The 24,911-nt window shown below is 66.5% G+C and carries 22 protein-coding genes; 3 read left to right on the plus strand and 19 right to left on the minus strand.

The annotated features are described in order from the left end of the window. Positions 1-88: 88 nt before the first annotated feature. Positions 89-688: a TetR family transcriptional regulator gene (locus tag ON40_RS37945; RefSeq protein ID WP_040830219.1), complete on the plus strand. Its 600-nt coding sequence runs from the start codon at positions 89-91 to the stop codon at positions 686-688. Between the two features lie 6 nt (positions 689-694). Here ON40_RS37945 and ON40_RS37950 read toward each other — a convergent pair whose 3' ends face one another. Then, positions 695-1,960, minus strand: a complete 1,266-nt coding sequence (locus ON40_RS37950; RefSeq protein WP_040830221.1) for a metal-dependent hydrolase family protein — start codon at positions 1,958-1,960, stop codon at positions 695-697. Between the two features lie 25 nt (positions 1,961-1,985). Beyond that, positions 1,986-3,599: a bifunctional fumarylacetoacetate hydrolase/alpha/beta hydrolase family protein gene (locus ON40_RS37955; RefSeq protein WP_245568171.1), complete on the minus strand. Its 1,614-nt coding sequence runs from the start codon at positions 3,597-3,599 to the stop codon at positions 1,986-1,988. A 224-nt stretch (positions 3,600-3,823) separates the two neighbouring features. On the opposite strand from ON40_RS37955, the gene ON40_RS37960 reads away from it, so the two are divergent. Beyond that, positions 3,824-4,501, plus strand: a complete 678-nt coding sequence (locus ON40_RS37960) for a FadR/GntR family transcriptional regulator (RefSeq protein ID WP_040830225.1) — start codon at positions 3,824-3,826, stop codon at positions 4,499-4,501. 73 nt (positions 4,502-4,574) lie between these two features. Here ON40_RS37960 and ON40_RS37965 read toward each other — a convergent pair whose 3' ends face one another. The 3 genes from ON40_RS37965 to ON40_RS37975 all read right to left on the minus strand — a co-directional run bounded on the left by ON40_RS37965 (position 4,575) and on the right by ON40_RS37975 (position 7,539). Continuing rightward, positions 4,575-5,528, minus strand: a complete 954-nt coding sequence (locus ON40_RS37965) for a zinc-dependent alcohol dehydrogenase (RefSeq protein WP_085997871.1) — start codon at positions 5,526-5,528, stop codon at positions 4,575-4,577. Positions 5,529-5,533: 5 nt separating this feature from the next. Continuing rightward, complete coding sequence (locus ON40_RS37970) at positions 5,534-6,352, minus strand: mycofactocin-coupled SDR family oxidoreductase (RefSeq protein WP_040830227.1); 819 nt, start codon at positions 6,350-6,352, stop codon at positions 5,534-5,536. A 71-nt stretch (positions 6,353-6,423) separates the two neighbouring features. Next, complete coding sequence (locus tag ON40_RS37975) at positions 6,424-7,539, minus strand: cytochrome P450 (RefSeq protein ID WP_218008939.1); 1,116 nt, start codon at positions 7,537-7,539, stop codon at positions 6,424-6,426. Between the two features lie 208 nt (positions 7,540-7,747). On the opposite strand from ON40_RS37975, the gene ON40_RS37980 reads away from it, so the two are divergent. Then, the gene (locus ON40_RS37980) at positions 7,748-8,362 is read left to right on the plus strand and encodes a TetR/AcrR family transcriptional regulator (protein ID WP_040830232.1); all 615 of its coding nucleotides are present in this window, start codon (positions 7,748-7,750) and stop codon (positions 8,360-8,362) included. Between the two features lie 137 nt (positions 8,363-8,499). Here ON40_RS37980 and ON40_RS56365 read toward each other — a convergent pair whose 3' ends face one another. The 14 genes from ON40_RS56365 to ON40_RS38035 all read right to left on the minus strand — a co-directional run bounded on the left by ON40_RS56365 (position 8,500) and on the right by ON40_RS38035 (position 24,640). Then, positions 8,500-9,168, minus strand: a complete 669-nt coding sequence (locus ON40_RS56365; RefSeq protein ID WP_373282049.1) for an NYN domain-containing protein — start codon at positions 9,166-9,168, stop codon at positions 8,500-8,502. Next, on the minus strand, positions 9,081-9,299 hold the full coding sequence (locus ON40_RS56370) for an NYN domain-containing protein (protein WP_157186690.1): 219 nt from the start codon (positions 9,297-9,299) through the stop codon (positions 9,081-9,083). The genes ON40_RS56365 and ON40_RS56370 overlap by 88 nt, the downstream gene beginning before the upstream one ends. An 83-nt stretch (positions 9,300-9,382) precedes the next feature. Continuing rightward, positions 9,383-9,850: a hypothetical protein gene (locus tag ON40_RS37985; RefSeq protein ID WP_040830234.1), complete on the minus strand. Its 468-nt coding sequence runs from the start codon at positions 9,848-9,850 to the stop codon at positions 9,383-9,385. Further along, complete coding sequence (locus ON40_RS37990) at positions 9,847-10,134, minus strand: hypothetical protein (protein WP_040830236.1); 288 nt, start codon at positions 10,132-10,134, stop codon at positions 9,847-9,849. Before ON40_RS37990 ends, ON40_RS37985 begins: the two co-directional genes overlap by 4 nt. Positions 10,135-10,310: 176 nt before the next feature. Next, positions 10,311-15,866, minus strand: a complete 5,556-nt coding sequence (mobF, locus tag ON40_RS37995) for a MobF family relaxase (RefSeq protein ID WP_083896225.1) — start codon at positions 15,864-15,866, stop codon at positions 10,311-10,313. 461 nt (positions 15,867-16,327) lie between these two features. Next, positions 16,328-16,450: a hypothetical protein gene (locus tag ON40_RS55610; RefSeq protein WP_281033104.1), complete on the minus strand. Its 123-nt coding sequence runs from the start codon at positions 16,448-16,450 to the stop codon at positions 16,328-16,330. A gap of 96 nt (positions 16,451-16,546) precedes the next feature. Then, positions 16,547-17,944, minus strand: a complete 1,398-nt coding sequence (locus ON40_RS38000) for a hypothetical protein (RefSeq protein WP_040830237.1) — start codon at positions 17,942-17,944, stop codon at positions 16,547-16,549. A 409-nt stretch (positions 17,945-18,353) separates the two neighbouring features. Beyond that, positions 18,354-18,920, minus strand: coding sequence for a single-stranded DNA-binding protein (locus ON40_RS38005; protein ID WP_040830238.1), 567 nt, complete (start codon positions 18,918-18,920; stop codon positions 18,354-18,356). A gap of 141 nt (positions 18,921-19,061) precedes the next feature. After that, positions 19,062-20,834: a ParB/RepB/Spo0J family partition protein gene (locus ON40_RS38010; protein WP_040830239.1), complete on the minus strand. Its 1,773-nt coding sequence runs from the start codon at positions 20,832-20,834 to the stop codon at positions 19,062-19,064. A gap of 100 nt (positions 20,835-20,934) precedes the next feature. Next, positions 20,935-21,177 (minus strand): hypothetical protein, encoded by a 243-nt coding sequence (locus ON40_RS52740; protein ID WP_040830240.1) that lies wholly within the window; start codon positions 21,175-21,177, stop codon positions 20,935-20,937. Positions 21,178-21,222: 45 nt separating this feature from the next. Further along, positions 21,223-22,284, minus strand: a complete 1,062-nt coding sequence (locus tag ON40_RS38020) for a DUF4192 domain-containing protein (protein WP_083896227.1) — start codon at positions 22,282-22,284, stop codon at positions 21,223-21,225. A gap of 30 nt (positions 22,285-22,314) precedes the next feature. Then, a complete protein-coding gene (locus ON40_RS38025; RefSeq protein WP_157186691.1) occupies positions 22,315-22,590 on the minus strand; it encodes a hypothetical protein in 276 nt (91 codons plus the stop codon). A gap of 40 nt (positions 22,591-22,630) precedes the next feature. Continuing rightward, complete coding sequence (locus tag ON40_RS38030; protein ID WP_040830243.1) at positions 22,631-23,605, minus strand: DUF4192 domain-containing protein; 975 nt, start codon at positions 23,603-23,605, stop codon at positions 22,631-22,633. 303 nt (positions 23,606-23,908) lie between these two features. Continuing rightward, positions 23,909-24,640 carry a hypothetical protein gene (locus ON40_RS38035; RefSeq protein WP_157186692.1) on the minus strand — a complete coding sequence of 244 codons (732 nt, stop codon included), beginning with the start codon at positions 24,638-24,640 and terminating at the stop codon, positions 23,909-23,911. Positions 24,641-24,911 lie beyond the last annotated feature (271 nt).

Genomic DNA, 24,911 nt, shown 5'->3' on the forward strand with positions numbered 1-24,911 from the left:
CTCGCGACACTCTCGGGAAATATGCCCTGTAGTGGCCCACTCGTCGAGCGGGCCACTACAGGGATGTGCCGGAAGGAAGTTCGACTTGATGGCGAGCGAGCACGACGCGGGGCCGGAGATACCGGGTGAGGCGAGTGATCGGATCTGTCGTGCCGTGATCGAACTGCTCGAAGCCGAGGGCTACGAGACGATGTTGCTGCGCGATGTCGCGCGTCATGCGCGGGTATCGCTGACCAAGATCTACAAGCTGTACGGTTCTCGTGAAGAGTTGATCCTGGCGGCGTTGGACTGGTGGCTCGAGGCGAACCGGTATTCCGGTCTGGAGGTGCGTGCCCTCGAGCCGGGCGAAACCCTCTCCATCGGGCTGATGCGGGTCCTGCGCTCCATCTTCGAGCCATGGGAACAACATCCCGCCCTGCTCACGGCTTATTTCCGAGCTCGCTCGGCACCTGGCGGCGAGATGTTGTTGCGTCACGGGCTCGACGCTGTCGTGCCCGCGGCGATGGCGGCGCTCGACGGGGTCGACGCGGATTTCGTCCGAGATCTCGACACCATCCTGTCGAGCCTGGTCTACGGATTGCTCGGACGCTTCGCGTGCGGCGAGATCGAAGTGTCCGCGATCGTGCCGGCCGTCGACCGCACGGTGCACTGGTTGACGACTGGTTACGAGGCGGTTCGCGCCGTGTGAGACCTGTCAACGCGGGTGCGCTTCGGCACCGTCGCCCGGATCCTTGTGGAACACACCATCTTTCATGATCGCGACGATCCGGTCACTGTCCTGCAGGACGGTGATGTCGGTGAGTGGGTCGCCGTCGACGAGGATCATGTCGGCGAGGAATCCGGGTTTGATCTGGCCGAGTTCGTCGGGCCGACGCATGATCTGGCCGCCGAGCGCAGTCGCCGACAGCAAGGCTTCCTTCGGCGTGTAATCGAGCAGCTCGACGAAATGCTGCAAGTCGCGCGCGTAGGTGCCGTGCGGGGTCCACGCGAAACCGTAGTCACCACCGGGAAGGATGCGGATCCCGCGCGCCTTCATCTTCTTCAGTCCGTCAATGGCGCATTCGAGCTCGTGTTTGTACCCGGCGGCCTCGGCGGCTTCCGGCGGGTAGCCGAAATCGGCGGCGTCGTGCAGGGTCGCCACCAGCCAGTTGATGCCCGGCGCTACGAAGACCTCGTCCTTCTTCGCTTCGAGCATGTCCAAGCCTTCCTCGTCGACGAAGGAGGCGTGATAGATGATGTCGACGCCGTTGCGCAGCGACATCTTCACCGAGTCGCCGGAACGGGCGTGCGAGCACACCCGCAATCCGCGGCGGTGTGCCTCGGTCGTCGCTGCGAGGGTCTCCTCGTCGGAGAAGTAGTTGTCCGCGGCGTGCTGATTGCCGGTGATCTCCTCTCCGGACATGCTGAGTTTGACCAGGTCGGCGCCGAGTTCGACGTTGCGGCGCACTGCCTTGCGCATTTCCTCGGGGCCGTCGGCGAAGGCGGTGATTCCTTCGACGAGCGCGCCGCCGGTCACGGCGATTTCCTGGCAATTGGCCAAATAACGCGGGCCGGGGATCTGGCCGTCGTTGATGGCATTGCGGATGACGACGTCAAGCCGGGGTTTGGCCGCGGCGGCACCGACACACATGGTGTAGCCATAGTCGAGGTAGGTCCGTGCCGAGCGGGCGCACAGCAATGTGTGTTCCTCGACCCCCATGGAACCGAGGCCGGGCAGATCGGCCGAGTTGACCCAGGAGAAATGTGTGTGTGCATCGCACAGGCCGCTCATCAGGAACTTCCCGCCGCCATCGATGACGCGGACTCCTTCGCGGGCAAGCTCATCGGTGCCAGGTCGTACCGCGATGATGTGGTTCCCGCGAACGAGGACCTCGCCGTTGAACGAGTCGGAGCCGGTGGAGTCGAAGATCTGGACATTGGTGAACAGTGTGTCGGTGTTGTGGGTAGGGGCAGACGTCATTGTCGCCCTCCTTTCGAGCGAATGATCAAGGCTTGGCGAGGAATTCGACGAGCTGGGTGGTGACCGCGTCCGGGGCTTCGATGGGATGCCAGTGGCCGACACCGTCCAGGACGTGCAGTCGGGCGTTCGGGTACAACGCGAGTAGGTCCTCATTGACCGCGACGGGGCTGACCGGGTCGGCATCGCCGGTGACCAGCAGAACCGGAACATCGATCGACGTGATGTCGGGCTCGACGGCTGCGGCGAGGGCTTCGCAGGCCGCGGCATAGCCCTCGGGGTTCTGGCCGAGTAGGAGCTCACGGACCAGTGCCGAGGTCAGCGGCTGGGTCTCCAATGTCTTGCGAGACAAGGCGTTTGCGACGATCGTGTCCGCCACCGCGGACATGCCGCCCTCGCGCACGACGCGGGCACGGGCGCGAGTGCCCTTGCGGGCCTGATCGTTCTGAGTTCTGACAGGCCCCAGCAGAGCGATGCTGCTGACGCGATCCGGGTAGCGAGTCGCGAATGTCGTGGCGATCAACGTGCCCATCGAATGCGCGACCAGTGCCGTGGTGGTTATGCCCTCCGCATCCAGCAATGCACGCAGTTCCTCGACCCACTCGTCGATACCGGCCGCACCGGCGAACGGTGATCGGCCGTGTCCGGACAGGTCGTATCGCAGGACGGTATTGGTCTCGGCCAGTGCGGCCACCTGTGTTTCGAAGACCGTCGTGGCGCCACCCAAACCGTGAATGAGGACCACCGCCGGGCCGGCTCCCGTCTTCTCGCGGAACAGACGCCGCCCGGCTGCGGGCACCAGGTGATCGCGATCGATGACGGCTCCGACCGAGTTGCGCAGTTCGCCGAGCCCGGTGGCCGACACGATCACCTCGTCTCCGGTCTGCAGGAATTTCGGTGGGTCGAACCCGATGCCGACACCGACCGGAGTGCCGGTGGCGATCACATCGCCCGGTTCGAGAGTGATTCCGGCGGAAAGGGTTTCGATAATGGTCGGTACGTCGAAGATCAGCTGCGCGGTGTTGGCGTCCTGGCGGATCTCGCCGTTGACACGCGTTTGGAGCTGGACGTTCGTGATGTCGACTTCGTCGGCGGACACGGCCCACGGGCCCAGCGGGCAGAAGGTGTCGAGCGATTTGCCGATGAACCACTGTTTGTGGTCGCGCTGCAGGTCGCGTGCGGTGACATCGTTGATCAGCGTGTAGCCCCACACGTACTCGAGCGCGTCGGCCTTGGTGACCTTAGTGGCACGCTTGCCGATGATGATCCCGATCTCGCCTTCGTAGTCCAGCGCCGAGGTGAGGTCGGTGTGTGGGTCGATCACGTCATCGGAGGCGATCACCGTCGCGGCGGGCTTGGTGAATACCACCGGATACTGCGGCACATGCTGACCGTCGGCGGAATCGGTCGCGTCGAATCCGCTGCGGGCGAACTCCGCGGCATGCTCGGAGTAGTTGCGGCCCACACAGAAAATATTGCGGTGCGGCACGATCGGCGCGAGCACCTTGCCGCCTTCGACGGTGTCCGCGATCGCCAGCCGTGCCGAGGCATCGGCGCCCGCCTCGATCAGTTGCTGCAGTGAACGGACCGATTCGCCGGTGTCGCTGAACCGAGCGGCTCGCGCTGCTCCGTTGCCGTCCACCACACAGATCCGTGCACCATCTGTACCTTGTACCCGCGCAAAGCGCACTACCTGCCTCCTTGAACCAATGTGAACCAATATGCTTAATCGGTCTGTATTGGTCACAGTAGGTTGGTGCCCGTACGGAGTCAATAGGCCGTGGTAGAGACAAGTAGCCGGGGACCTATTGGCGTGCTTGGTGAACCAATGTCTATCATTGGTCCACTCGGAGGAGAGGAGTTGTGATGCCTGAGCCGGTCGGTCTGGGGGCATCGGTGCTGCAGCACGTCGATGCGCTGATCGCCGAAGAGGGACTTGGTCCAGGCGACAAGCTGCCGACCGAACGTGAGCTGGCCGCCGCGATCGGAGTCAGTCGCGGAGTTGTACGTTCGGCGCTGAACGGCCTGGAGAGTCAGGGAGCGGTGATACGGCATGTCGGCCGGGGCACCTTTCTGGCACCGAGCGCGTCTGTCGGAGTGCGAACGGAATCGGAGAATCAGCCGAGTCCCGCCGAGATCATGAGCTCACGGCTCACCCTCGAGCCCGAGCTGTTACCGCTTGCCGTGGCAGCTGCGACGCAGGCGGATATCGCTGAAATGCGCCGCTGCCTGCAGGGCGGGGAGAAGGCGAACTCTTCGGAGGAATTCGAGCACTGGGACACCGCGCTGCATCACAGCTTTGCTCTGGCCACCCACAACATGGTGTTGATCCGTGTCAGCGAACTCCTCATCGACAGCCGTCGGCAACCTGTGTGGGGAGGATTGAAGAAGCGCACGTTCCGCCTTGCGCTGCAACGTGAGTACTGCACCGAACACGGCGAAATCGTCGACGCGATCGCCGACCGTGACCCGGACGCGGCACGAGCCGCGATGCGGGCTCATCTACGTCATGTCCGCAATACACTTCTCGGCGATCAAACCTGATTCGCTTCGAGCTGTAGGCAGCGCACGAGGTGATGTCCAGTGTTTCCGATATCTGTTCTGTTCCGGCAGAGGGTTATCCGAGTTCGAGCGCTACCTTGATCGCGCCCGACTTGCGGTCGGCGGCCACGCGGAACGCTTCGGTGACATCGGCCAGTGGAAAGCGGTGTGTCACGAGTACCTCTGCGATCTCTGGGCGGGCCGCCAGCATTTCCGCTGCTTGGCGCATGTCGCGGCCGTTCGGGTGGGTGCAGTAGCCCATGGAGGCGACGAGTCGGGCTTCCTTGATCATGAGCAGCGTCGACGGAACCTCGAGGTGGTGATAGTGGACACCGAGCACGGATATGATGCCGCATGGCGCCAGCCATTGTGCGCCATCGAGCAAGGCGCTGCTGGAACCTGCGGCATCGATGACGATCTCGTAGCGGCCTTTCGGCTCGGTGGCCCCGAGACGCTCGCCTATCTCCATTTGGTGGCGGTAACGCGCTTGGAGAGCGACCTCGGCAGCGTCCTGCGCCTGCGCGGCGGCGACGGCGAGTAGCCCGACGGAACCGCCGCCGATCACGAGCACTCGCGTGTTCGGCCCCGCGTCGGCGATCCGTACTCCGTGCCAGGAGACCGCCGCGGGTTCGGCGAGGAATCCGTCGCGAACGTCGAGATCCTCGGGCAGCTCGACTAGATGACGCCTCGGCGCTCGAAACCGCTCGGCCATCCCGCCGTCCGCGCCGAAGCCGAGGCCGCGTCCGAGGGCGGTGCGGCACAGGTTGTACTGTCCGGTTCGGCATGACTCGCAGGTCCCACAGCCGTACAGCGCCTCGATGACGACCGGTGTCCCGTCTGCGTGGACACCGGAAAGCTCGTGTCCGATGATCCAGGGCGTGCCGTTCGCGAGTGCGACGATATCCGACGCGCAGATTCCCGCAGCACGCATCGAAATGATCTCGCCGGAGCCTGGTGGTTCGTCGACCGCGGCGAGAACTGCCGAACCTCCGGCTGCGCGGACCGCGCGGATGGAGCGAGTTGGAGCCATGGGATTTACCGCTTGTTGAGCATGCCCGCGTCCACCGGAACGACCGTTCCGGTCACATAGCGCGACTCGTCCGAGGCCAGCCACAAGACCGCGTTGGACACATCGAGTGGCTCCACCAGATCGACCGGCATGGCATTGGTCAGCGAGTTGGCGAGTGCCGGGTTGCGCTCCATGATCGCCGCGAGGTCGCCGTCGGCGGCCATCGGGGTGCGAACGGCTGTGGGCGCGACGCTGTTCACCCGGATCATATGCGGGGCAAGGTAATTGGCCCAAGACCGCATCAACCCGATGACGCCGTGCTTGGCTGCGGTGTAGCCGAGGAACCCGGCTGTCGGAATGCCGACGCCGATGAGTCCACCGGTGGAGCTGGTGAGGATGATCGAACCGCCGTTGTCGTGCTTCAGCAGCGATGGAATCGCGACGCGACCGGTGTTCCACACGCCGCTCATGTTGACCGCGACGACATCTTCCCATTCCTGGTCGGGGTCCATGCCCTTGCCTCCGGCGCCGATGCCTGCGTTCGCGACGACGATGGAGGCCGGGCCCAGCGCGGCCGTGCCTTCGTCGAAGGCCTTCTGGAGCGCGGGGTAGTCACGGACATCTGATTGGGATGCGACGATGCGCCGTCCGAGTTTCTCGACCTCGGAAACCGTTTGGTCGAGGTCGGCCGAGGTGGACATCGGGTACTGCACGGATTCGATCTGGGCGCAGATATCCACCGCGATGATGTCGGCCCCCTCCTCGGCGAGGCGCAAGGCATGGCTGCGTCCCTGTCCGCGCGCTGCGCCGGTGATGAACGCTACTTTGCCGTCGAGCTTGCCCATGGTGTTTTTCTCCGTTCGTGGTCAGCCGACCATCGAAATGTGGCCGGCTCGATATTTTTGGTCGGTGATTCTCAGCCGATGCTGAGAGGGAGGGTTTCCCACCCGCGCATCGTCGAAGTGGAGGACAGCCGCGCGTGGTCCCAGTCGACGTCCCACGCCTGGAACCTGTTGAGAAATTCGTCGAGGGCGATCCGGCCCTCGAGTCTGGCGAGGGCGGCGCCGAGGCAGTAGTGGGTACCGATTCCGAAGGTGAGATGTTGGTTGAGCTCGCGATGGATGTTGTAGCGCTCGCCGTCGTCCCAGTGCCGCTCATCGCGATTGGCCGAAGCCTCGAGCAGCATCATCGCGCTGCCTTCCGGGATCGTCTGGCCGTACAGTTGGACGTCGCGCGTTACGTAGCGCGCTATGGCGTGTCCGGTGGGTTCGAAGCGCAGCGTTTCCTCGACGGTGTTAGGGATCAGCTCCCGGTGGGCCAGGAGGTCGGCGCGCTGGTCCGGGTAGCGGGTGAGCACGGCGATGAGCCAGCCGATCAGGCGTGCGGTCGTTTCGTTGCCGGCACCGGCGAGGACGGTGACGTAGGTCAGAATCTCCTCGCGCGTGAGCGTGCGTCTAATCCCTGTTTCATCCTCGAATTCGGCGTTCAGGAGTTCGGTCATCAGGTCGTCGGAGGGGTGTTCGGCGCGCCACTCGATGTAATTCGCGAACAGGTCCGTATCCATGAGTGCGCGTGCGGACACCCGCATCTGTTCGCCGGGCACGGTGCGTAATTTGGCGTCGGCGCGTTCCCGGATCGTGAGCTGGTCTTCTTCGGGGATGCCCAGCAGCATGCCGATGACGCGCATCGGGACCTCGTTGGCGAACTCGGTCATGAGGTCGAACCGGTCGAGCCCGTCGAGCCGCTCGAGGCAGCGGACGCAGTACTCGCGGATCGCCGGTTCGAGCGCCAGCACCCGCCGCGGCGTGAACACCCGGGCGAGCAAGCGGCGGTGGAGGTCGTGAATGGGCGGATCCTCCATCAGCAGCGTGCCCGGTGGGATCTCGATATTCGCCTTGATGACCTCGAGGATCGGACCTCTCGAGGAGGAATAGGTGGTCCAGTCGAGCAGCGCGTTGTCGATGTCGTCCCAGCGGCTGAGGACCCAGAAGTCGTGGCGGTCATTATACCAGAGCGGCGCCTCGGCGCGCATACGCCGATAGATCGGGTACGGATCGCGGGCGATCCCGCGGTCGAACGGATCCCAGTACAAGGGGCTCGTATTGCTCACTCTGACACCTCATGGTGTGACTACTTCGTCGCCAATACTTTGAACACTTATTCAAACTTTAGAGGTCGGTGTTGTCAATATGTCCAGCGGGCCGGGCAAGATGGAACAAACGGAGAGGAGGCGGAGGCGGATGGCCGAACCCCGGCGTCGACGTGCGGCAACCGAGGAGAAGGTGGGTCGTGCTCTGGATGCGGCGGAGGAGATCATGCTGCTCGAGGGGTACGCGGCGATATCCTCACGTAACGTGGCCGAACGGATCGGCATGCGGGCTTCCCTCCTGCACTACTACTTCCCAACCATCGACGATCTCTTTCTCGCGCTGTTGCGACGACGCTCCGAGCAGAATGTGGAACGCATGAAGGTGGCGCTGGCCTCACCGCGTCCACTGCAGGCATGGTGGGATCTGGCGTCGGATCCGCGGGGGACGGCGCTGTTCATCGAATTCCTAGCGGCGGCCAATCATCGGCCAGTGCTGAAGGCCGAGATGGGCGAGGTCGCCCGCGAGGTACGGCGGATGCAGATGGGAATCCTGGACGAGATCCTTCTGGAGTACGACCTCGACCGGGATGAGTTCCCGCCTGCGCTCATCGCGTCCGCTATGCAGGGCTTGGCCCTCAGCGTTGTCGCTGACGAAGTCGCAGGCTACGAGACCGAGCACCGGCAGGCCCGTGCTGCCATGAGCCGACTGGTCGCCCGTCTCGAGCGGCGGCGGGTCCGCTCGATCCCGCCACGAACAAAACATTAGAACATCCGTTCAAATTGTGTCGATGTCGGCGATGTCGGTGCGATCCGAATGCGTCCGCAGTGATCGGCTGGGCGTCGAGGGACTGACAGGCTCTTGTTGCTAAGCAGGTTGATGCCGCAGCGGCGGGCGAGTGATCGTCAACCGAGTGCCGAACCGATCTTGTCGGTCAGGTGGTGGTATTCACAGCGCCACGGAGTCGCTGGCAGCGAGCAGAGTTGATGCCCGCTGCGGGGTTCTCGCTGCCTGTGCGGCCGATGGTTGATGCGGGTGTCGCCGTCACAAATATCGTTTCGTCCGGGCCTGTATCGAGCTTGGGCAGCCCACGTCGGATCTCGAAGCATGCAGTGCGCGACCTCATGCGGGGCCGGCCGCGGTGGTCGCGACATCCAGAAGACCCGTGGCCAGTCGTGTGAGTAAGCCGAGCGAATGCTGGCAGCGGGTAAAGCGTTGCCGTCATGGGTGTTTGGTGTGGGATGGTGCGGTGTTGCCTGGTGCGTGGTCTGTTTCGTTGCTGGCTGGCGTGTGGGGTGACGGTCGAGGTAGGTGAAGGTTGTGCAGGCCATAGCAAAAGAGGCGCGGGTTTCGTATTCTCCGGGTCCGTGGACTTGGCAGCCGGATTCGCGGAGGTGGATCGCCAGTCCGGTGAAGTCTGCGTCGCTGATGACGATGACGTAGGTGCGTATGTCGTTGTGGTGCAGCAGATCTATCGCGTCGATCGCTAGGCCAGGTCGGCTGAGTTCCTGCCGGTAGAGGTACCGCAGTGGTGTATCGGCCGGATGCCGTGCTCGGCGACTGTGGTTCGCCAGTGGGCCAAACCTGGGTGGCTCCAGTCACCGTATGCTCGCCAGATCCTGGCGACACCGTGGTTGGCGACTGCGGCTGTGAGGGTGTGGATGCAGCGTGCGGGGATGTTTTCCGCATCGATCAGTACGGCCATCGCCGGATCCGTCACTCCCTCCGGGGAGGGAGGAAGGCCCTGGGCGCGCAGGCAGCGCCGAGCAGCTTGCGCGAGACGGGAACCTAGACGGGTACCGAGTCGCTGGTGCTCGTACGGTTGGACGGTCCCTGGGGCGGTGTTCGCGTGGTGAGCGTTGCTGTGGATTGCTGGTCGGTGTGGGGTGTGAGGTGACGGCAGTCCTCGGTACAGGCGTGAGATCGCCGCGGCGATGGGGCGGCGCGTATGTCGGGGAGAGCGGTGTGGTCGTCGGCGATGTCGGTGAGCAGCCGCTGCAGGCGGTCGCCGAGTTCGGTCATGGGCGGGGCGAGTTGCACGGCGTCGAGGCCGACCGCGCGGTGCATGAGGTATCCGAACGCGTCGTGGAGCCCGTGCAGGCGGGTGGCCGGGTATTTGGTGAACAGGTGTGGCCCGGCTTGTTCGCCGAGGGCAACGACCGCGTCGGCGCAGGCGTTGCGGACGGTGAAGAAGAAGTCCGGTTCGGGGATGAGTGCGTACCAGTGCAGTCGATCGCTGATGTGAGCGGCGGTCATGAACCGCGGCCGTTCTGGGCGAGACGGACAACCGGCGGTGACGATGTGGCGATCAGATCCAGATCCGCGATCGTGCACGACAGGATCTGCTGGTGGGTGCTGCGCAGGATCTGCCGCAAGAGGTCGGAGTCCCAGGGCGGTAGCGCGAACTGGTCGGCGTCGGGGTCCGCGGGCGGGGCCTGCAGCAGGCGTGCGGCCTCGGTGTGTGAGACCTGGGCGTGGTGGGCGACGAGCCTGGTGCGGGATTTGCGGTCGGCGTGGCGAGCCACGACATCCAACGGCACGGCCCCACGCCCCGCACCCCGGTAGTCGTGGGACGGGTAGTTTTGCTTCTCGTGTACGGGTTTTCGGCGGGATTCACCGGGGACCTTTGGCTGCACTGGGGGCGGCGTGGGCGTTTCCTGGTGCGGCGTGGCTCGCAAGTGCAGTGCGGAATCTTACGGTCTGCGCCGCCCCGGGTTCACAATCCGAGGTCCTCGTGTCGCGCGGTCGGGTCGAGTGTCCCGTCCATCGCGTTGCTCTGTGTCGGGTCGGTGGCGATATCGGGGCGGTGGTGTTCGCGCGCGATGTGTTCGGCTGCTGCCTGTTCGGGGGTGAGCCGGGTGCGGCGGTGCTGTTCGGCGTGCAGGTCGGCGAGTTCGTTGCGCAGCCAGCCCACGTGCACTCTTGGCTCGGCGTGATCGTGGTCGTCGGGTGTGGCGGGTCCGAACAGGATCTCTTCGTCGGCGGGCATCGTGAGGCGGTGTTCGGTGTGGGTGATGTGCGCGGTGAGTTCGTGATCGGTGAGCATCTGCACCGGGTCGGACACGTCGATCGCGGGGGCGGTGACGTGTGGTGTGCTGGGGAACGGGTGCTTGGTGGCCCAGGTGTGGATGGCGTGGCGGTCGCGGCGGGTGGGTGCATCGCGCCAGTCGCGGCGGAGTTTGGCTTGTGCTTGGGCGGGTGGGTAGGTGTTGGTGATGTGTGCACAGCGGGCGTCGATGTGGTCGGCGGGGTCGTGGTCGGGGATGCCGGGGTGGCCGTCGTCGCGGCAGTCGCCGCACAGTCCGTCGTCGCTGCGCCGTCCGTGTGCGGGTGTGGTGTCGGTGGTGGCGCGTTCGATTCCGCAGTGCATGCAGGAGAATCCGTGGGTGCGGGGGGCGGCGCTGCGGTCATAGTCGAGGGTGTATTCGTCGGGTGGTTGCGGGTCGTGAGCGGCTGAGTGGTAGTGGTGGATGACTCCGTGTGGCAGCGGTAGATGGTCGGGGTGGTCGTCGATGGCGCCGCGGGTGTCGAGATAGCTTTGGACGAGGTCTTGACTGGTGTCGGGTGGTCGGGTGGTTGGGCGGGTCCGGTGGGTCGATTCGTGGTGATCGTGGGGTGCGGTGTCGCGTACCGGATTCCGGGAGGTTGGGTGGCGTTGGGAGCTGTCCGTGGGGGTGTAGGTGTGTGGATCGGTGTCCGGGATGCAGGCGAGGATGAGTTCGCGGTGGTGGGGGTATCTGTTTGCGGCCCACCGTAATCGGGCTTGTGCGACCGGGAAACTGGTCGTGTAGAGGGTGTTGGTGACCTTGTCCAGGATGTCGCGTTCCTCGACGGAGAGTTGCTCGGTGAGGGTTGCGAACCGGGTGGTTGCCTCGGCGATGTGTCCGGTGCGGAACAGTTCGCTGACGGTGTGAAGTTGTTCGGGTACCGAGGAATTGGGGTCCGGGTGAGGTGGTTGTGGTGCCGGATCTGTGCGTTGGTGGGTGTGCGGAGGGCTGTCGTTCTCGTCCATGTCGGGTCCTGTAGCGGTGGAGGGTTGGGGGGAGGATTCGGGTGTGGTGGGTGGTTGGGGGCGAAGGAGAGCTTCGACGCGCCATGCGAGCGCGGTGGCGAGCCGGTCAGGACGCAGACCAGTGGTGTCTGGCTGGGCGGCGCGCAGGAGTTCGTAGGCGGTGGTGAGCAGATCGGCGGGTGTCCAGTCCGTGCCGGTCGCGCGGTCCACCGCGGCGACCAGGCGCGGCCAGACGGGGTCGCGGAGGACGCGGTCGGTGGCCTCGTCGCCGAGCAACTGGTGCAGGTGATCGGTCCACTCGGGCCGCAGATTATTTGCTGCGGCAGCGGTGGACAAGGCCGCGGGATCGAGTCCGAGGCGCAGCCACAGTGCGGCCGCGGGCATCTGGTCGGGCAGCGGGCGCTGCGCTGCGGCGTCGGTGAGTAAGGCATCGATGTCGAGTCCCGCGGTTGCGGCGGTGTCGAGTCGTTCGGCCAGGACCGGCCACCAGGGATCGGCAATGATGCGGGCATCGACCCGCTTGGCCAGGCCCGACCACGTCGCGACGGCAGTGTGTAGATCGCCGACAGTGTCGGTGACGCGAGCGTCCAGGAGTGCTTGGTGGTCGCGTTCGAGGACCGGGTAACGCGTTGGGCCGGTCGGGCGCGGGTTGGTGTCCGGGACGTGGTTGGCTGCGCGCCACACTGCGAGATCGGCGATCAAGCGCGGATTCCCGAGCAGGGGACGTGCCCACACGGGCGCGGAAGCGGTGTCCCAGGTGTGCGCGTCGTGGGTGATGTGGGTGGTGAGGTCCGCGATGATCCGTGCTCGTGCGTGCAGTTGTTCGGTGACCGTGTTGTCGGGTAGTTCGTGTGGCAGTCCATGAATCCAGGGCAGTGGGCCGGGGCCGGTCGAGTGGTTGCCCGAGGGGTCCAGCCGCCAATCCAGTACGGCGGCGGGGTCGTCGGCGGTGTCGAGTTCACGAGCGTGGATTGCGGTGTGCAGGGCGGTGACTGGGTCTTGGCCGGACAAGGCGATCGTGGCCAGATGGCCCCGCAGGACCGGGTACGCGGCAGCGCCGGTGAGCCCCGGCCGTACATGTTCGGCCGCGTCATCGAGCCGAGTTAGCGCGTCGGTGCCGAGTGCGTGTTCGGCGGCCAAGCCGATCGCGTCGAGGTAGATGTCGACCGCGCGCCCGATTCGCCGGTGTGGATCCAGGGCGTCGCGTAGTTCGGTGAGTGCGGACTGTTGGGTCGCGTCGCGGGCCAGGATCCGTTGGAGCACATCCAATTCGGTGCGTGGCATGAGTCCGGGTTCGGTCCAGAAGGATGCTTCGCTGCCGTCGATGGCGGTGGGAACGTACAGGTGGTTGGCGTGCGCGCCACGCGTGAGCGCGACATACAGCTGGTTGCGTGACTCGGATCCGGTGAGTGCGATGTGGCAGGTGTCGACGGTGATGCCTTGGGCGGAGTCGATCGTGACCGCATACCCGAGGCGCACATGTGCTCGCGCATAGTCCGCGGGCAGGACCGTCGGGTGTCCGAGCCGGCGCCCGGATCGCAGGTGTCTGGCGTTCATACTGCCGTCCGGATGTACCGCGGTGACGATCCATCGGTAGCCGTTGCGCACCCAATCGTGTTCCCCGAGGCGCAGTCCGGGGTCGTTGTGGCGGGTGCAGATGATGTCGCCGGCTGAGGCGAACAGGTCGTCGGACAGCCGCGTCTCTGGACCGATGGGGGTGGTGTCGCGGGCGAGGCGGTCGGCGCGGGCGCGTTCGTTCAGGTCGGTGACGATCGCGTGGGTGGGGGCGAGCATGAGCGCATCGCGGTCGGTGAGGTGGTCCGCGATCCAGCCCGCGTAGGCGTGATCGTGTGCGGTGGCTGGGGCGCCGGAATGCACGCGTTGGTGGTCCAGGTAGTACGCGAATCCGGCCGGATCCCCGTCGCGCAGGAGCAGGCTCGCGGATCCTTCGGCGGTGTCGGCGAACCGCACCACGTGGCTCAGGGTGGAGGCGCGGGCGGCGTCGGCGGTGTTCGCGGCGCTGCCCGCGGCTTCGATCGCGGGGAGTTGCCGGTCATCCCCGACGCATCGGATGACTGCGTCGCGGGCGGTGAGGAACTCGAACAAGCGCAGGCGTTTGTCGTCGCCGAGTTTGATGTGCTCGTCCACGATCACCAACGTGTCGTGCCCGATCTGCAGCACCCACTGCGGCACCGACGCGGCAAAACCGTTCTCGCGGGGTGGATTCGGTGACGGTGTGTGGGCGTCGATGATGGTCAGCAGCCGGTCGGCGGTTTCGGTGCGTGCACCGGTTGCCGCGGCGAGTTCCGCGGCCGCCGCCGCGGTCGGCGCCAGCCCCAGCACGGTGCCGCCCGAGGCGCGCCAGGCGTCCACCAGCACACGCATGGCGGTGGTTTTTCCCGCACCGGCGGGCGCGTTGGTAGTTTCGATCCGCCACGACGAGCGCGCGAAAGCGCGCACGACCGCGATCTGACCGGCGTTCAACTGGCGATCCCGGTGGGCCGGATCGGCGTTGTAGGCGTCGATCGCGGCGGTGATCACAGGTTCGGGGAGGGTGCGCTCACCGGTCTGCAGGGACAGGTCGATCAACCGATCGGTGACCTGCAGCCGCCGCGCGGACGTGTACGACTGCGCACCGGACGTGGTGTAAACGCTGGCACCGCTACGTCGTTGGAACACTATCGGCACGCGATCCAGCGCGGGTTCCGCGGCGGTGTCGGGGTCCCCGCGGGGGATCGACCGCTCCGGTGCCAGCGCGTGGGCGGTGACCGCGTCGACGGTCTCGGCCCACCGATCGCGATCCACCAGGCCACGCAGGCGGCGTTCGGCCTCGGCGCGAATGTGATGCCACTGCCACGTCGACCGCTCACCCGACACCGTCTCCAGGACCCGGGCAGCGACCCGCGCCACAGCATCGGCGTCGAGAACTCGTGGCGGCGTGAGGGGTTGGCGAAACACTCTGGTGAGTGCGATCGCGAGTGCTTCACGCCCACCCAGCACGGCAAAAGCCTGAGCACGCCAATCCGCGCGTTGCTCGGCCAACGAGCGCAGTATGTGCTTGCGCGGGCGGGTGTCGAGGGTGGCCTGCTCGGCCAGCGCGTACATTTCCTTGGGCATCGGCTCACGCCCCACCCGGGACTGGAACGCGGTAGCCAACTCTCCGAGACGGCTGGTGATCGCGGCGTCGCGGCGGGACCAGTGCTCGATCAGCACCCATGGCACGCCGATGGTTTCGCGGATCGGGCGCTTGGCTGGATCGGTTCCGGGACGTTCGGCGAACCCGAGTCCGAGGTCCGCGGTGAGGTGGTGTTCGAGGCGGGAGTTGTAGATCTCGCTCACCACGACGGTCAGGCGGTAGATCATCGACGCGTCCAAGGTCCGCCACAGGCCATCGAGAGTGCGCACCCGGTTCGCGATCAGCAGGTGCGTGTGCAGATCCGGATCACCACAGCGGGATTCGCGGTGCGTGAACCGGGCCGCGACGATGCCTTCCACATCGACCTGCCGCACACCGTTGCGGCCCAACCGGGTGTAGATACCGTGGCGCTCGAGCCATTCGATCGCGTCGTCCACCGCGGCTTCGTGCGCCGCGGCGATCCGTTCAGCGCTCGCTTTCGGTGCGATGGCCCACAACGCCGACACGGACTTGACGGGGCTGAAAGTGATATCGAAACCGGCGACCGCGGCGCTTTTCGGGCGTGAGGCTCGTGCCACCCAAGAGGACAATTCGCGTGCATCCAACGGTGCCCGGCCGAACTCCGCAGTGAACATTTCGGTCGCGACTTCGGTGCGGATCCGCGCACGAGCGTCATCGGAAACGGCGGCATGGGGATTGTTTCCTTGGCTAATATTGTGTTTACGGAACGCGTCGCCGCACCGTTCCCGGTATTCGTTTGCGGTGTCGTAAACGCGGTACGGGCGACCTAAACGAGTTGCTTTTTCCGCTCTATCGCGGGCTGTTTTGGTGGTGGCGCCGCGGGCGATCTCGCGGTCGAAGACGCGGTCTTGGATCGCGTTCGCATCCGGATGCCTGCCCTCCCCGAACAGGGCCTTCATCTGCTCTTCGGTGACCTGTTCACCTGCAGCGATGTCGAGCGATGCGAGTCCGGTGCCGTGCCAGCGGCCCGGGGATTCCCCGCGCGCGGAGTAGTAGTCGGCCAGTGCGTCTGTGCCGAGGTCGGTGGAATCGCCTGCGGCTACCTGACGCAGGTAATACAAGTAACTGTTCCCAGCGAGAATCTTATGCAGCGTCGCTGTCACATATCCATCAAGCGCCCCCGGGTGCGGTACTATCCAGAGTGATAAGTGATGCTGTTTGCATCAAATCCGGCAAATTCCCTGGTCGTTATCGAAATGGAATCGGAAAATTGCTTCAGAAAGGGTGTTACCGACAGGTATCAGCCGCTCGCGATGCTCGGTGCACCGCTGGTCCGCGACACCCGGAATGGCCGCCGGGGGCGCACTTCGAGGTGTCAACGGAAAGGTGACATTGTCGCCTTTCCCGAGAAATTCCCTGGTCGGGGCCTGAATGCAAGAGGTCTGCTTGTTGTGAATGGGTGAGGAGGGGAGGTGGGGAGCGAGGGTGGTGAGTGTGGAGGTGCGTGATGGTGCGGGGTTGAGTTGGGAGGTGAGGTGTGTGTGGGTGTGGTGGGTGATGAGTAGTTAGGTCGGGGGTGGTGGTGTGGTCGGTGTAATAGCCGACCGCACCACGACCTGGCGGCCTAGTACCAGGACGGGGGCCGCTGATCATGGCCGCGGTGGGTGACCTCGATCGAGATGAGCGATTTGCCCCAGGTGACCCAGCCGAGGACGAATCCCAGGAGGTAGAGCAAGGTGTCGTGCATGGTGATCGCCCGATGGTGGTCGATGAGGTGGTGGTCCGGTCCGCCGCGGGGTAGTTGTCACCGCGGCGGACCGGAGCAGGGGCGTTCTCGTGTGGATCAGGCGGCGGTGCGCTCGCGTGGGGGGATCGTGATGAGGCCGAGCCAGACTCGGCATTCGGTGCACATGCTGTCGGTGTCGTTGACGGGGCGGATGCGGGTGCAGGCGTCGCAGCGGGCTCGGTGTTGTCCCGCGCCGGGGACGGGTCCGCGCGAGCGCGTGGGCCGGGCGGTGAGTGTGTCCGGTCGCTGCGACGGGTCCTGCTCGGCGTCGGCCGGGGCGACCGGCCGGGGGAGGTACTGGTCGAGGATCTCGATCAGCCACCGCGGTGCGCGAGCACGCACCTCGGCCAGAACAGCATGCACCGCGTTCGGGTACGTCTCGGTCAGGAACCGGCAGTAGGTGTGCGCGAGGTCCGCGGCGGTGAACCCGGTGGAGAGTTCGGGCAGGCGCGGGCGGGTGTGGTCGGTGCGGCACATGTCGCACAGCCCGTCGTCGCTACGCCACTTGCCGTCTCGGGTGTGGAGGGGGTGTTGGTCGGCGATGGAGCGTTCGATGAAGCAGGACACGCACCGCCACCCGGTGACCGGCTGCATGGCTTCGTGGTCGTAGTCCAACGCGTTGCCCCCGAACGGAATCGCTGGGCGGGCGTCTCCGCGCAGGGTGGTGCGTTTCTCGGCGTGGATGAGGGCTACCTGTTCGGAGATCGGCCGCTTGCCCGCGAGAGCGATGGCGTGGTGGCGTTGCTCGGCTACGTACGCCACCAACTGCTGATCCCACTCCTGCCGGGCCTGGTCTGCTTCCGGTGCGGTCGAAGCTGACTGTTCTGGCTGGGGGAGCAGTCCGCGTGCGGCGCGGTGTTCGTCGGCGGCTTGGGCGTCGGCGATCTCGCGGGCCATGGTGTCCACGTACAGGTGCTCGGCGACGTACTCGCGTACGAGGTCGGGCTCCGGGCGCGGCGCGGGGCGGTGTTTGCCGCGCGCTTGGACTCGCCGCGCGAGCTGCTCGGGCGTGTGGCGGGAGGCATCGGTGGAACGGCGGGGTGCGGCGAACAAGCGCGCGGGGGGATTGCGCCACATCCGGATTGACTGGCGCGGGGTCTCCGCGGCGGCCAGTTGCGCGGTCGGCGTTGCGGGAGTGGCGGTGCTGTGGGCGGCCAGCACCGCGGCGCGGGCGGCGCGGTCCCGCTCGTACAGGCGCGGGTCGCTGTCGGGTGTGAGGACCGCGAGGCGCTCGCGGTTGTGTGGCTCGTTCTCGTACCGGGCCTCGAGCAACTGCATCGCTTTCGGGTACGGGTAGGCGGTGAAGGTACTGACCAGCTCGTCGAGGAACTCACGATCCTCGGGCCCGGCGGACTCGAGCGCTGTGGCCGCGGCGGTGAGTGCGGCGCGCCGGTCGCTGTCGAAGGTCACGTGCAGGTCGCTGATCGTGTCGAGGAACGTTGTGGTGTCGCTCATGTCGAAGAGTCCTGTTCTGGTGAGTGAGTCGAAGAGACAACCCCGTGGCCCCGGTGAGCGCGAAGCCCCCGAGACATGCGGGATGGTCGGCTGGTCCGTGCGACCAGCCGAGGGCGGAACAACCGGGTCACGCCGCGACGCGCCGGCCGGGAACGCGCCGGGGCGTGCGCAACCGAATCCCGCGCTGAGAGCACGGCCCTGGCGTCGCGGATGAGACGCCGCGCTGGGGATTCGGTTGTGCCGGGCGCGGGCCTGGTGGGCGTGGCGTGTTGTGAGCTGGTAGCCCTCGGAGTGGCTGGTCGCACGGACCAGACGGGCATCCCACCCCGCCACAACTAGGCACACCGCGTCCCGATGCCGAAGCATCGGAACGGGGTGCGGGAGAACAGAACCGGGTCGGGGCTCGGGTTCAGAAGCCGGGATCCTCGCCCGAGCCGGTGAACCCTCCGGCTCCGGCTCCGGCCAGGGCGGGCTCGGTCCACGGATCGTCGTGGGCGGTGGTGGCCTCGGCGGCTGGTTCGGTCTCACCGGTCCTGGTGGTGTTGGGTTGGCCGAATCCGTTGCCGTTGGGTGTGGTTCGCTGCCGGGAGCCGGTGTTGCTGGCGTAGGCGGGAGCGTTGCGGGTGATTTTCGCGGTGGCGTACCGCAGCGAGGCCGCTAGTTCGTCGACCTCGAGTTCCATCACGGTGCGTGTGTCGCCTTCGCGGGTGGTGAACGTCCGCTGCTTGAGACGGCCACTGACACTGACCCGCGAGCCACGGATCAACGACTCCGCGGCATTCTCCGCGGCTTGCCTCCACACACTGCACCGCAGGAACAACGGGTCACCGTCACGCCATTCGTTCGCGGCCCGGTCGAAATAGCGGGGTGTAGAGGCGACGGTGAAGTTCACCACCGCATCACCGCGCGGGGTGAACGCCAGTGACGGATCCGCAGTCAAATTACCCGTCACGTGAAGAACGGTGTCCTGAGCCATGATCAGTAGCCTCCAATTCGGAAAGTGAGTGACAGGCAGACGATTTCGATCGCTCGACTCACGCGAGGACGCCACCGCCCAGCCCGGTGGGGCTGGACGGCAGCACTCGTAGCAACGAGCCAGACGTGTCATGCGCAGGGGTTAGACGTCCAGGTCGATGTCGCGGTAGTCCAGGAGCCCGGCCGCGGCGCGTTCGACATCGGTCAAGGACCAGACCTCGTCCTCGTCCGGCTTCTTCATCTGCTGTCCGGCCTCGGCCAGGAACGTCAGATACCGCGGCAGCCTCCCGTACGGGGGACGCCAGAACGTTTTGTCGGTCATCGACTCGAACGCAGCCAGCACCAGCCCGAGGGTGATCACCTGCGCACGCTGCGCAGTGGCGGTCGCGGCGGTGGTGGCGAGCTCGTCACCGAATCCCGGCACCCCGAGCAACTCCCGTGCCTTGTGCGAGGCCCCCGAGGAACTGAGCAGATCCGGGTAGCGCACCAGCGACTCGGCCACGAACGCCGCGGCCCCGACCGGGGGCTTGGCTCGTTTGAGCAACCGGACCAGGAACTCCTCGCGGCGCTCGCCCGCGGCCAGGGCCTGCTTGTTCAACTCGCGCACCCGCCGCCGCTCGAGCCGAGCGAGTTCCCGCTGTGCCGCGTCGGCCGCGGCTGCTTGCCGGGCCCGCTCGGCCGCGGAGACGCCCTCGGGCGAATCTTGCTCCCCGGAACCGGAATCGGTGTCGCGAATGTCGAGGGGCCGCATCCGCAGCCCGGAGCCGTGCAGCTGCTCGGCGAGCAGATAGTACGAAGGGGTCCAGCGATCGGCGTGGGTGATGGTGTCCGCGTGCCGCAACCCGTTCGCGGGTTCGAGTGTGCTGTCGTCGCGGGTGTCCCAGTCGACGGTGTCGGGGTCGACCAGCTCCCCGGTGTCCCGGTCGACCAGGTCTGCGTTCTCTTGGACCTCGACCCACACCGCCCATCGGGCCGCGTCGGCGCGGATCAGGTCCTCGGTGACCGGTTCCCCGGTCTCGGTTTCCAGCGTCGCGGTGGGCAGGAACTGGGGTTCGGGCTCCGTCGCGCTGGGTTCGGTGGTCAGGACCCCGAACCCGAATCCCGCGTAGAGCAGTGCAGCGTGGAGGCGGGCGCGGGTTTCGTGGCGGTCTTGGGCGATTTTCTTGGCGCGGAAGTCGAAGTTGTAGCTGGGCGCGTCGGTGAGTCGTTCGACCGCGTCGGTGTCGCCGAGTTGTTCGTAGTCGGCGATGACTGCGAGCTGGTCCAGGGTGTGCGTGCCCGCATCAACCAAGCTCTTCGCGGTGGGTGAGGCTCCGATGGTCGCGGCTTTGCGCACCTGGGGGCGTTTGAGCTGGAGCCCGTCGGCGACCCGGGTGACCGACGCGCCGAGATCGAGCATCAACGCCATCGCGCCGACGCGGTCGGCGTTGGTCATCGGCACACGCCGGTCGTTGAGATTCATCTGAGTCAACGTGTTCCGGATCCGGCGCTCGTTGTCGGAGATCGTCGGGTCCGCGTCGGTCACCCACGCCGGCACCTGCTCCACGTCCACCTCGAGCGCGCCGAGGGCACGGAGCTGGCCGTCGATGACATGGTTGCTGCCATCGGGTTGGCGCTGCACCATGACCGGGTCCTCGACACCGCGTTCGCGGATCGAGGCCAGCAACTTCGGGTGCTCGGTGAGATCGAACTGTTTGCGCACGTTCTCCGCGATCACCAGATCCTTCGGGGACAGGTACTCCGCCCGCGCATTGGGCGGCGGCTCAACGTTCGAGCCCGCCTGATCGGAGCCTGTGTCGGTGCCGGTGGTGCTGGAGTGGACGGGCTCGGTGTCCGGCGCGGCGTCGAAGGCTGGAGCGGAGTCGAGGTCGGGGTCGAGAACGGCGGTGCTGGTGAGGGTTTCGGTCGATGACACAGGATGCCTCCTCGAGAAGCGAACGGCGGGACCACTCGGTGACCGGTGTGAGCCGGTCGGGTGGTCCCGCCGTGACGGACAGCGGCGTGGATCGCTCGGGTCAGGCGGCGGCTTGGCGGCGGGCGCGGGTGAGGTTGAGCGGGCCCAAGCGCAGCACACCCGCCTCGGCTTCGGTGTAGGCCCAGTACCGGCCACGCCAATCTGGAAATTCGGACTGCCATTGCTCGGACACGGACACCGCGTCGAGCGCGGGAGCTTCTCCGGCCAGCCCTTGGTGAGCGAGTTGGTCGAACTCGGCACGCGTGATCGCCGAGACAGCAGCGGAGATATCGGGTGTGGGCATGAACGGACCTCCTGAATGAGATGAGCGGAATGGAATGGATGAGTGTCAGTCGTGCAGGCTGACACCGTGTTCGGTGGCGATGGCGTGGCCGCGGTCGGCGATCGGGCGGACCTGTCCGGGTGCCATGCCGGTGCGTAATGCCACATTGAGCAGGCCCGCGATGGCATGGTCCGGGTGAGCGCGGAGTGCGGCTTCGACCGCGACGTACGCGAGCGCGCTGTCACCGTTGAGGTAGGCGGAGAACGTCAGCAGTGTCGCGGCTTCGGCCCGATCGGGATCAGGGAGGCACCGAGTCAGCACAGCCCAGAACTGTTGCGCTGCTTGGGCGCGGTGGGTGGTGGGCAGGCCGAACATGGCGTCCCGCACGTGGTGATGACGCAGAGCGGTCGCCGTGTTCGCGTACTCGGCCGGGGCCGGCTCGGCCCCCACGGCGACGGCATCGATGCGCTCGATCATCGAGGCGATCAGTGCCCGGCGTTGCTCGGGTGTCGCCTCATCGGCTGCGGCGGGGTCCGGTGTGGTTGGGGCGGAGAATATTTCGCTGACCCGCTCGACCAGGACCGGGTTCACCCGGACCTGTTCGGCAACGTGCTCGCGGGAGGGGCGGATGGCGTGCTCACCGCGGCCTCGGCGATAGGCCGCGGCGAGCGCAGAAGTTTCCGGATCCGGGACGGTACCGGTGCGGTCGGGGCCCAGCAGGCTCCACCACCGCGCACCGGCCGCGATCCGCATGGTCGCCCACGCGCCATCGACCGTGATCCCGCGCCGCGTGAGCGCGGAGGCCAACGAGTGCACGACGTGGTCATGGCGGCTGTCGCGGGAGCGGGAGGTCACCTCGTCGGTGGTGCTGTCGATCAGGAGTACCAGCACCGCGGTCGCGTCGTCCCGGATAGCGATCGCCGCGGCGCGGGCGATCGCGTCCAAGAGTTGATCCCACTCGATCAGCAGGTCGTGGCGGGCCGCAACCCCCACCACACGGGCGTGTTCGCCGGGCTGATCACGCAACGTGACCAGCACCAGCGAATCGGACGGATAGAACCCCAGCATCACCGGCACACCGGCCAACACATCACCGGGATCCCGAGCTGTCGGAATCGATTCGGACATGAGTGTCCCTTCACTGAACAACGCAGGCGGTCAGGGGAATTCGCTGGCGAGGTACGCCAGCGGCGGCGGGACGGGCCGCAACCCGCCGCTGTCGAGATCGGGGATGCCGTACTCGCCGGCCATGGACTCGATGTACCGGATCAGTGCCGTGGTCGATCCGCCGAACCAGCGCCGCACCAGCTCCTGCACCGCGCGGTGGTCGTGCAACGGCAGATACTCCCGCACAGCGCGGCGACCACACCCACACGCGCACGAACGCGGCTGTCCACCCTCGCTGGTGTCGGGTTGGGGTGCAACAGATTCCATACGGACTCCTTTCCCAGGAATCTGGTTCCGCCGGGTCGGGTTACTCGATCTGTAACCCGATCTCCGCGGCAGTGGCTTGTCCCGAGTGAAGGAGGCGGCGGATCAGGTCGCTGGTGTCGCGGTCGGGCAACAGGCGGGAAAGGCGTAGCGCGAGAGGATGTTCCGGGTTGTCGATGAGGATCGAGGCCACCGCCGCCTCAGCGGTGGCCCAGTCATCGGCGGCGATCGAGGCCACCGCAGCCAGGAGCGCGGCATCGGCGCGGTGCCCGGGTGGCAGGGTCTGCCACGCCAAAGTCCACAACCCGCGCGCCGGATCTTCGGCGGAGGTGCCGATGAACCCGTACGCGCAGTCCCGCACCAGCGAGTCGCGCAGACACCGCGCCAGTTCGGCGATCTGCTCCGGGGACGGCCAGTCCCCGGTCGCTACTCCCTGCAGCACGGTGAGAACGAACCGCACCCGCTCCTGCACCCAAGACAGCTCCGGCCCCTCGGTGCTCGGATGCGGTGGCTGCTGCGCGAGCAGGGCGGCGGTGCGGGCGGCGCGGTCGGGTTCGGGCGCGGCCACCCCCGGCAGCACGGTCGGGGCGGGCTGGGTATCGCTGGTGGGCGGGTACAGCAGGCTCCACCACGGCTGGCCCGGCTCGGTGGCCGGGGTGACCCAGGCATCGAGCAGGGGAATGTTCCACACCGCGACCCGGTCGGCCAACGACCTGACCAGACCGCGGTACCGGTGTATCGGTGCGCTGGTGCCGACGGCATCGTCGATGACGATCGCGCACAACGCGTCCGGCCGGTACCGGCCACACAGGGAGAACGCGGCCATCGCAACCTGCTGCACGGCGACAGAACCATCGGGTAGGTCCAGATCGACCCGCGCGATGTGACCCGCGCGGACCACCGAGTCGGGAGTGTCGGTGTCGAAGAACAGGATCAACACCACCGACCGGCGCGGCTCATACGCGAGCCACCGGGGGACCGCCGCGATCAACGCACCGGGATTATCGATGTACACCATGAACGAAACTCCTTTCAACGCAAACGAACCCAGCAGTTCCTGAATGGACGGCCAGGCCCGCGGGTGTCATCGGGCCCGGCCGGTGCGCGAGCGCTCAGGCCACCTGTGCTCTGTTGTCGTGCGGGACCGCGCGCAGGCGCCACCTGGCTTCGGTGCTTATGACGCGGCCGAACCCTTGTGGCGAGGACACCGCAGAATTCGGGACGTGCGCAGCGGGTGTCGAGCGGCTGGAGGTGCGTGGGGATTGGTGCTCGATTCGGTGTGGCGCAGCAACGCCCCCATGTGATCCGGCTCATCCGAACCTCACGCCAAGTCTTCACCCTGGACGCCGGTCTCGGAGGTGGTGAGGCGATCCAGAGCGATCTGCGTGGCGAGGAGATCCAGGACGGTCGGCATGGACCGATCGGTGCTCTCGTCCTGGCCCGGGTCGGGGGTGGCGTCGCGGATCTTGCGGATCGCCAGAAGCGGCACACCGCGCATCCGGACCCCGGTGAGTGAGGGTGTGTTCTCGTCGCCGCGGTGGTGGTGGATGATCTGGTAGTCGTCGCGGTCGAGCCACACCGCGTACCAGTCGTCGATGGGTTTACCGGCCCGGAGATCTTCCTGTGAGCCGGTTTCGGGTGGGAGCCAGATGCGGCATTCGCAGGCCGGATCGTCGCAGCGAGTGATCCGTGCCGCCGCCGCGCGGGAGCGGTAGTGCGTGATCCGCCCGGCCAGGACCGGGCAACCGCGCACTGCGTAGGAGCAACATTCGGGATGTAATCCTGGTTCTGGTGCGACACCGAGTGCCCAGTCTTGTGGGCGGAGCAGCACCACGACCCGGTCCCCGAACGACTTTCCACACACTTGGCACAGGGCGAAGGAGAACACCAGGTGTAGGTGGGTGGGGTCGATCGCACCCCAGATCGGATCGCGGCGCTGCCGGTGGCACAGGGTGATGAACGGGATCGTGAGCCCGTGGGCGGTCGGGGCGTCGTGCAACCGTGCCAGGATCGGTGGACGCGGCGAACCCGGCGACGGCACAACAGAATCCATGATGAGGACCTCCTCGAGAAGAACGGCGGCGGACCGGGGGCTCAGCGGCCGCAACGATGTGATGGCGCGTGAGGGCCGATGGCGGGCCACGTCGGCGTGGTGCGGATACAAGGACGCAGGCATCCCCGGTGGCGTCGGCCGGAGTCGCGCTCGGAGATCGAGCCGCAACGTGTCACGTTCGCGTGCGCAGGCGCTGTTCGTGTCGCCGGCGCTCGCGGAGACCACGGCAGTATGGGGATCGCCGGAATCGTTGGTCAGCGATCCCTGTGGG

The organism is Nocardia jiangxiensis NBRC 101359 (assembly GCF_000308615.1).
Lineage (GTDB): Bacteria > Actinomycetota > Actinomycetes > Mycobacteriales > Mycobacteriaceae > Nocardia > Nocardia jiangxiensis.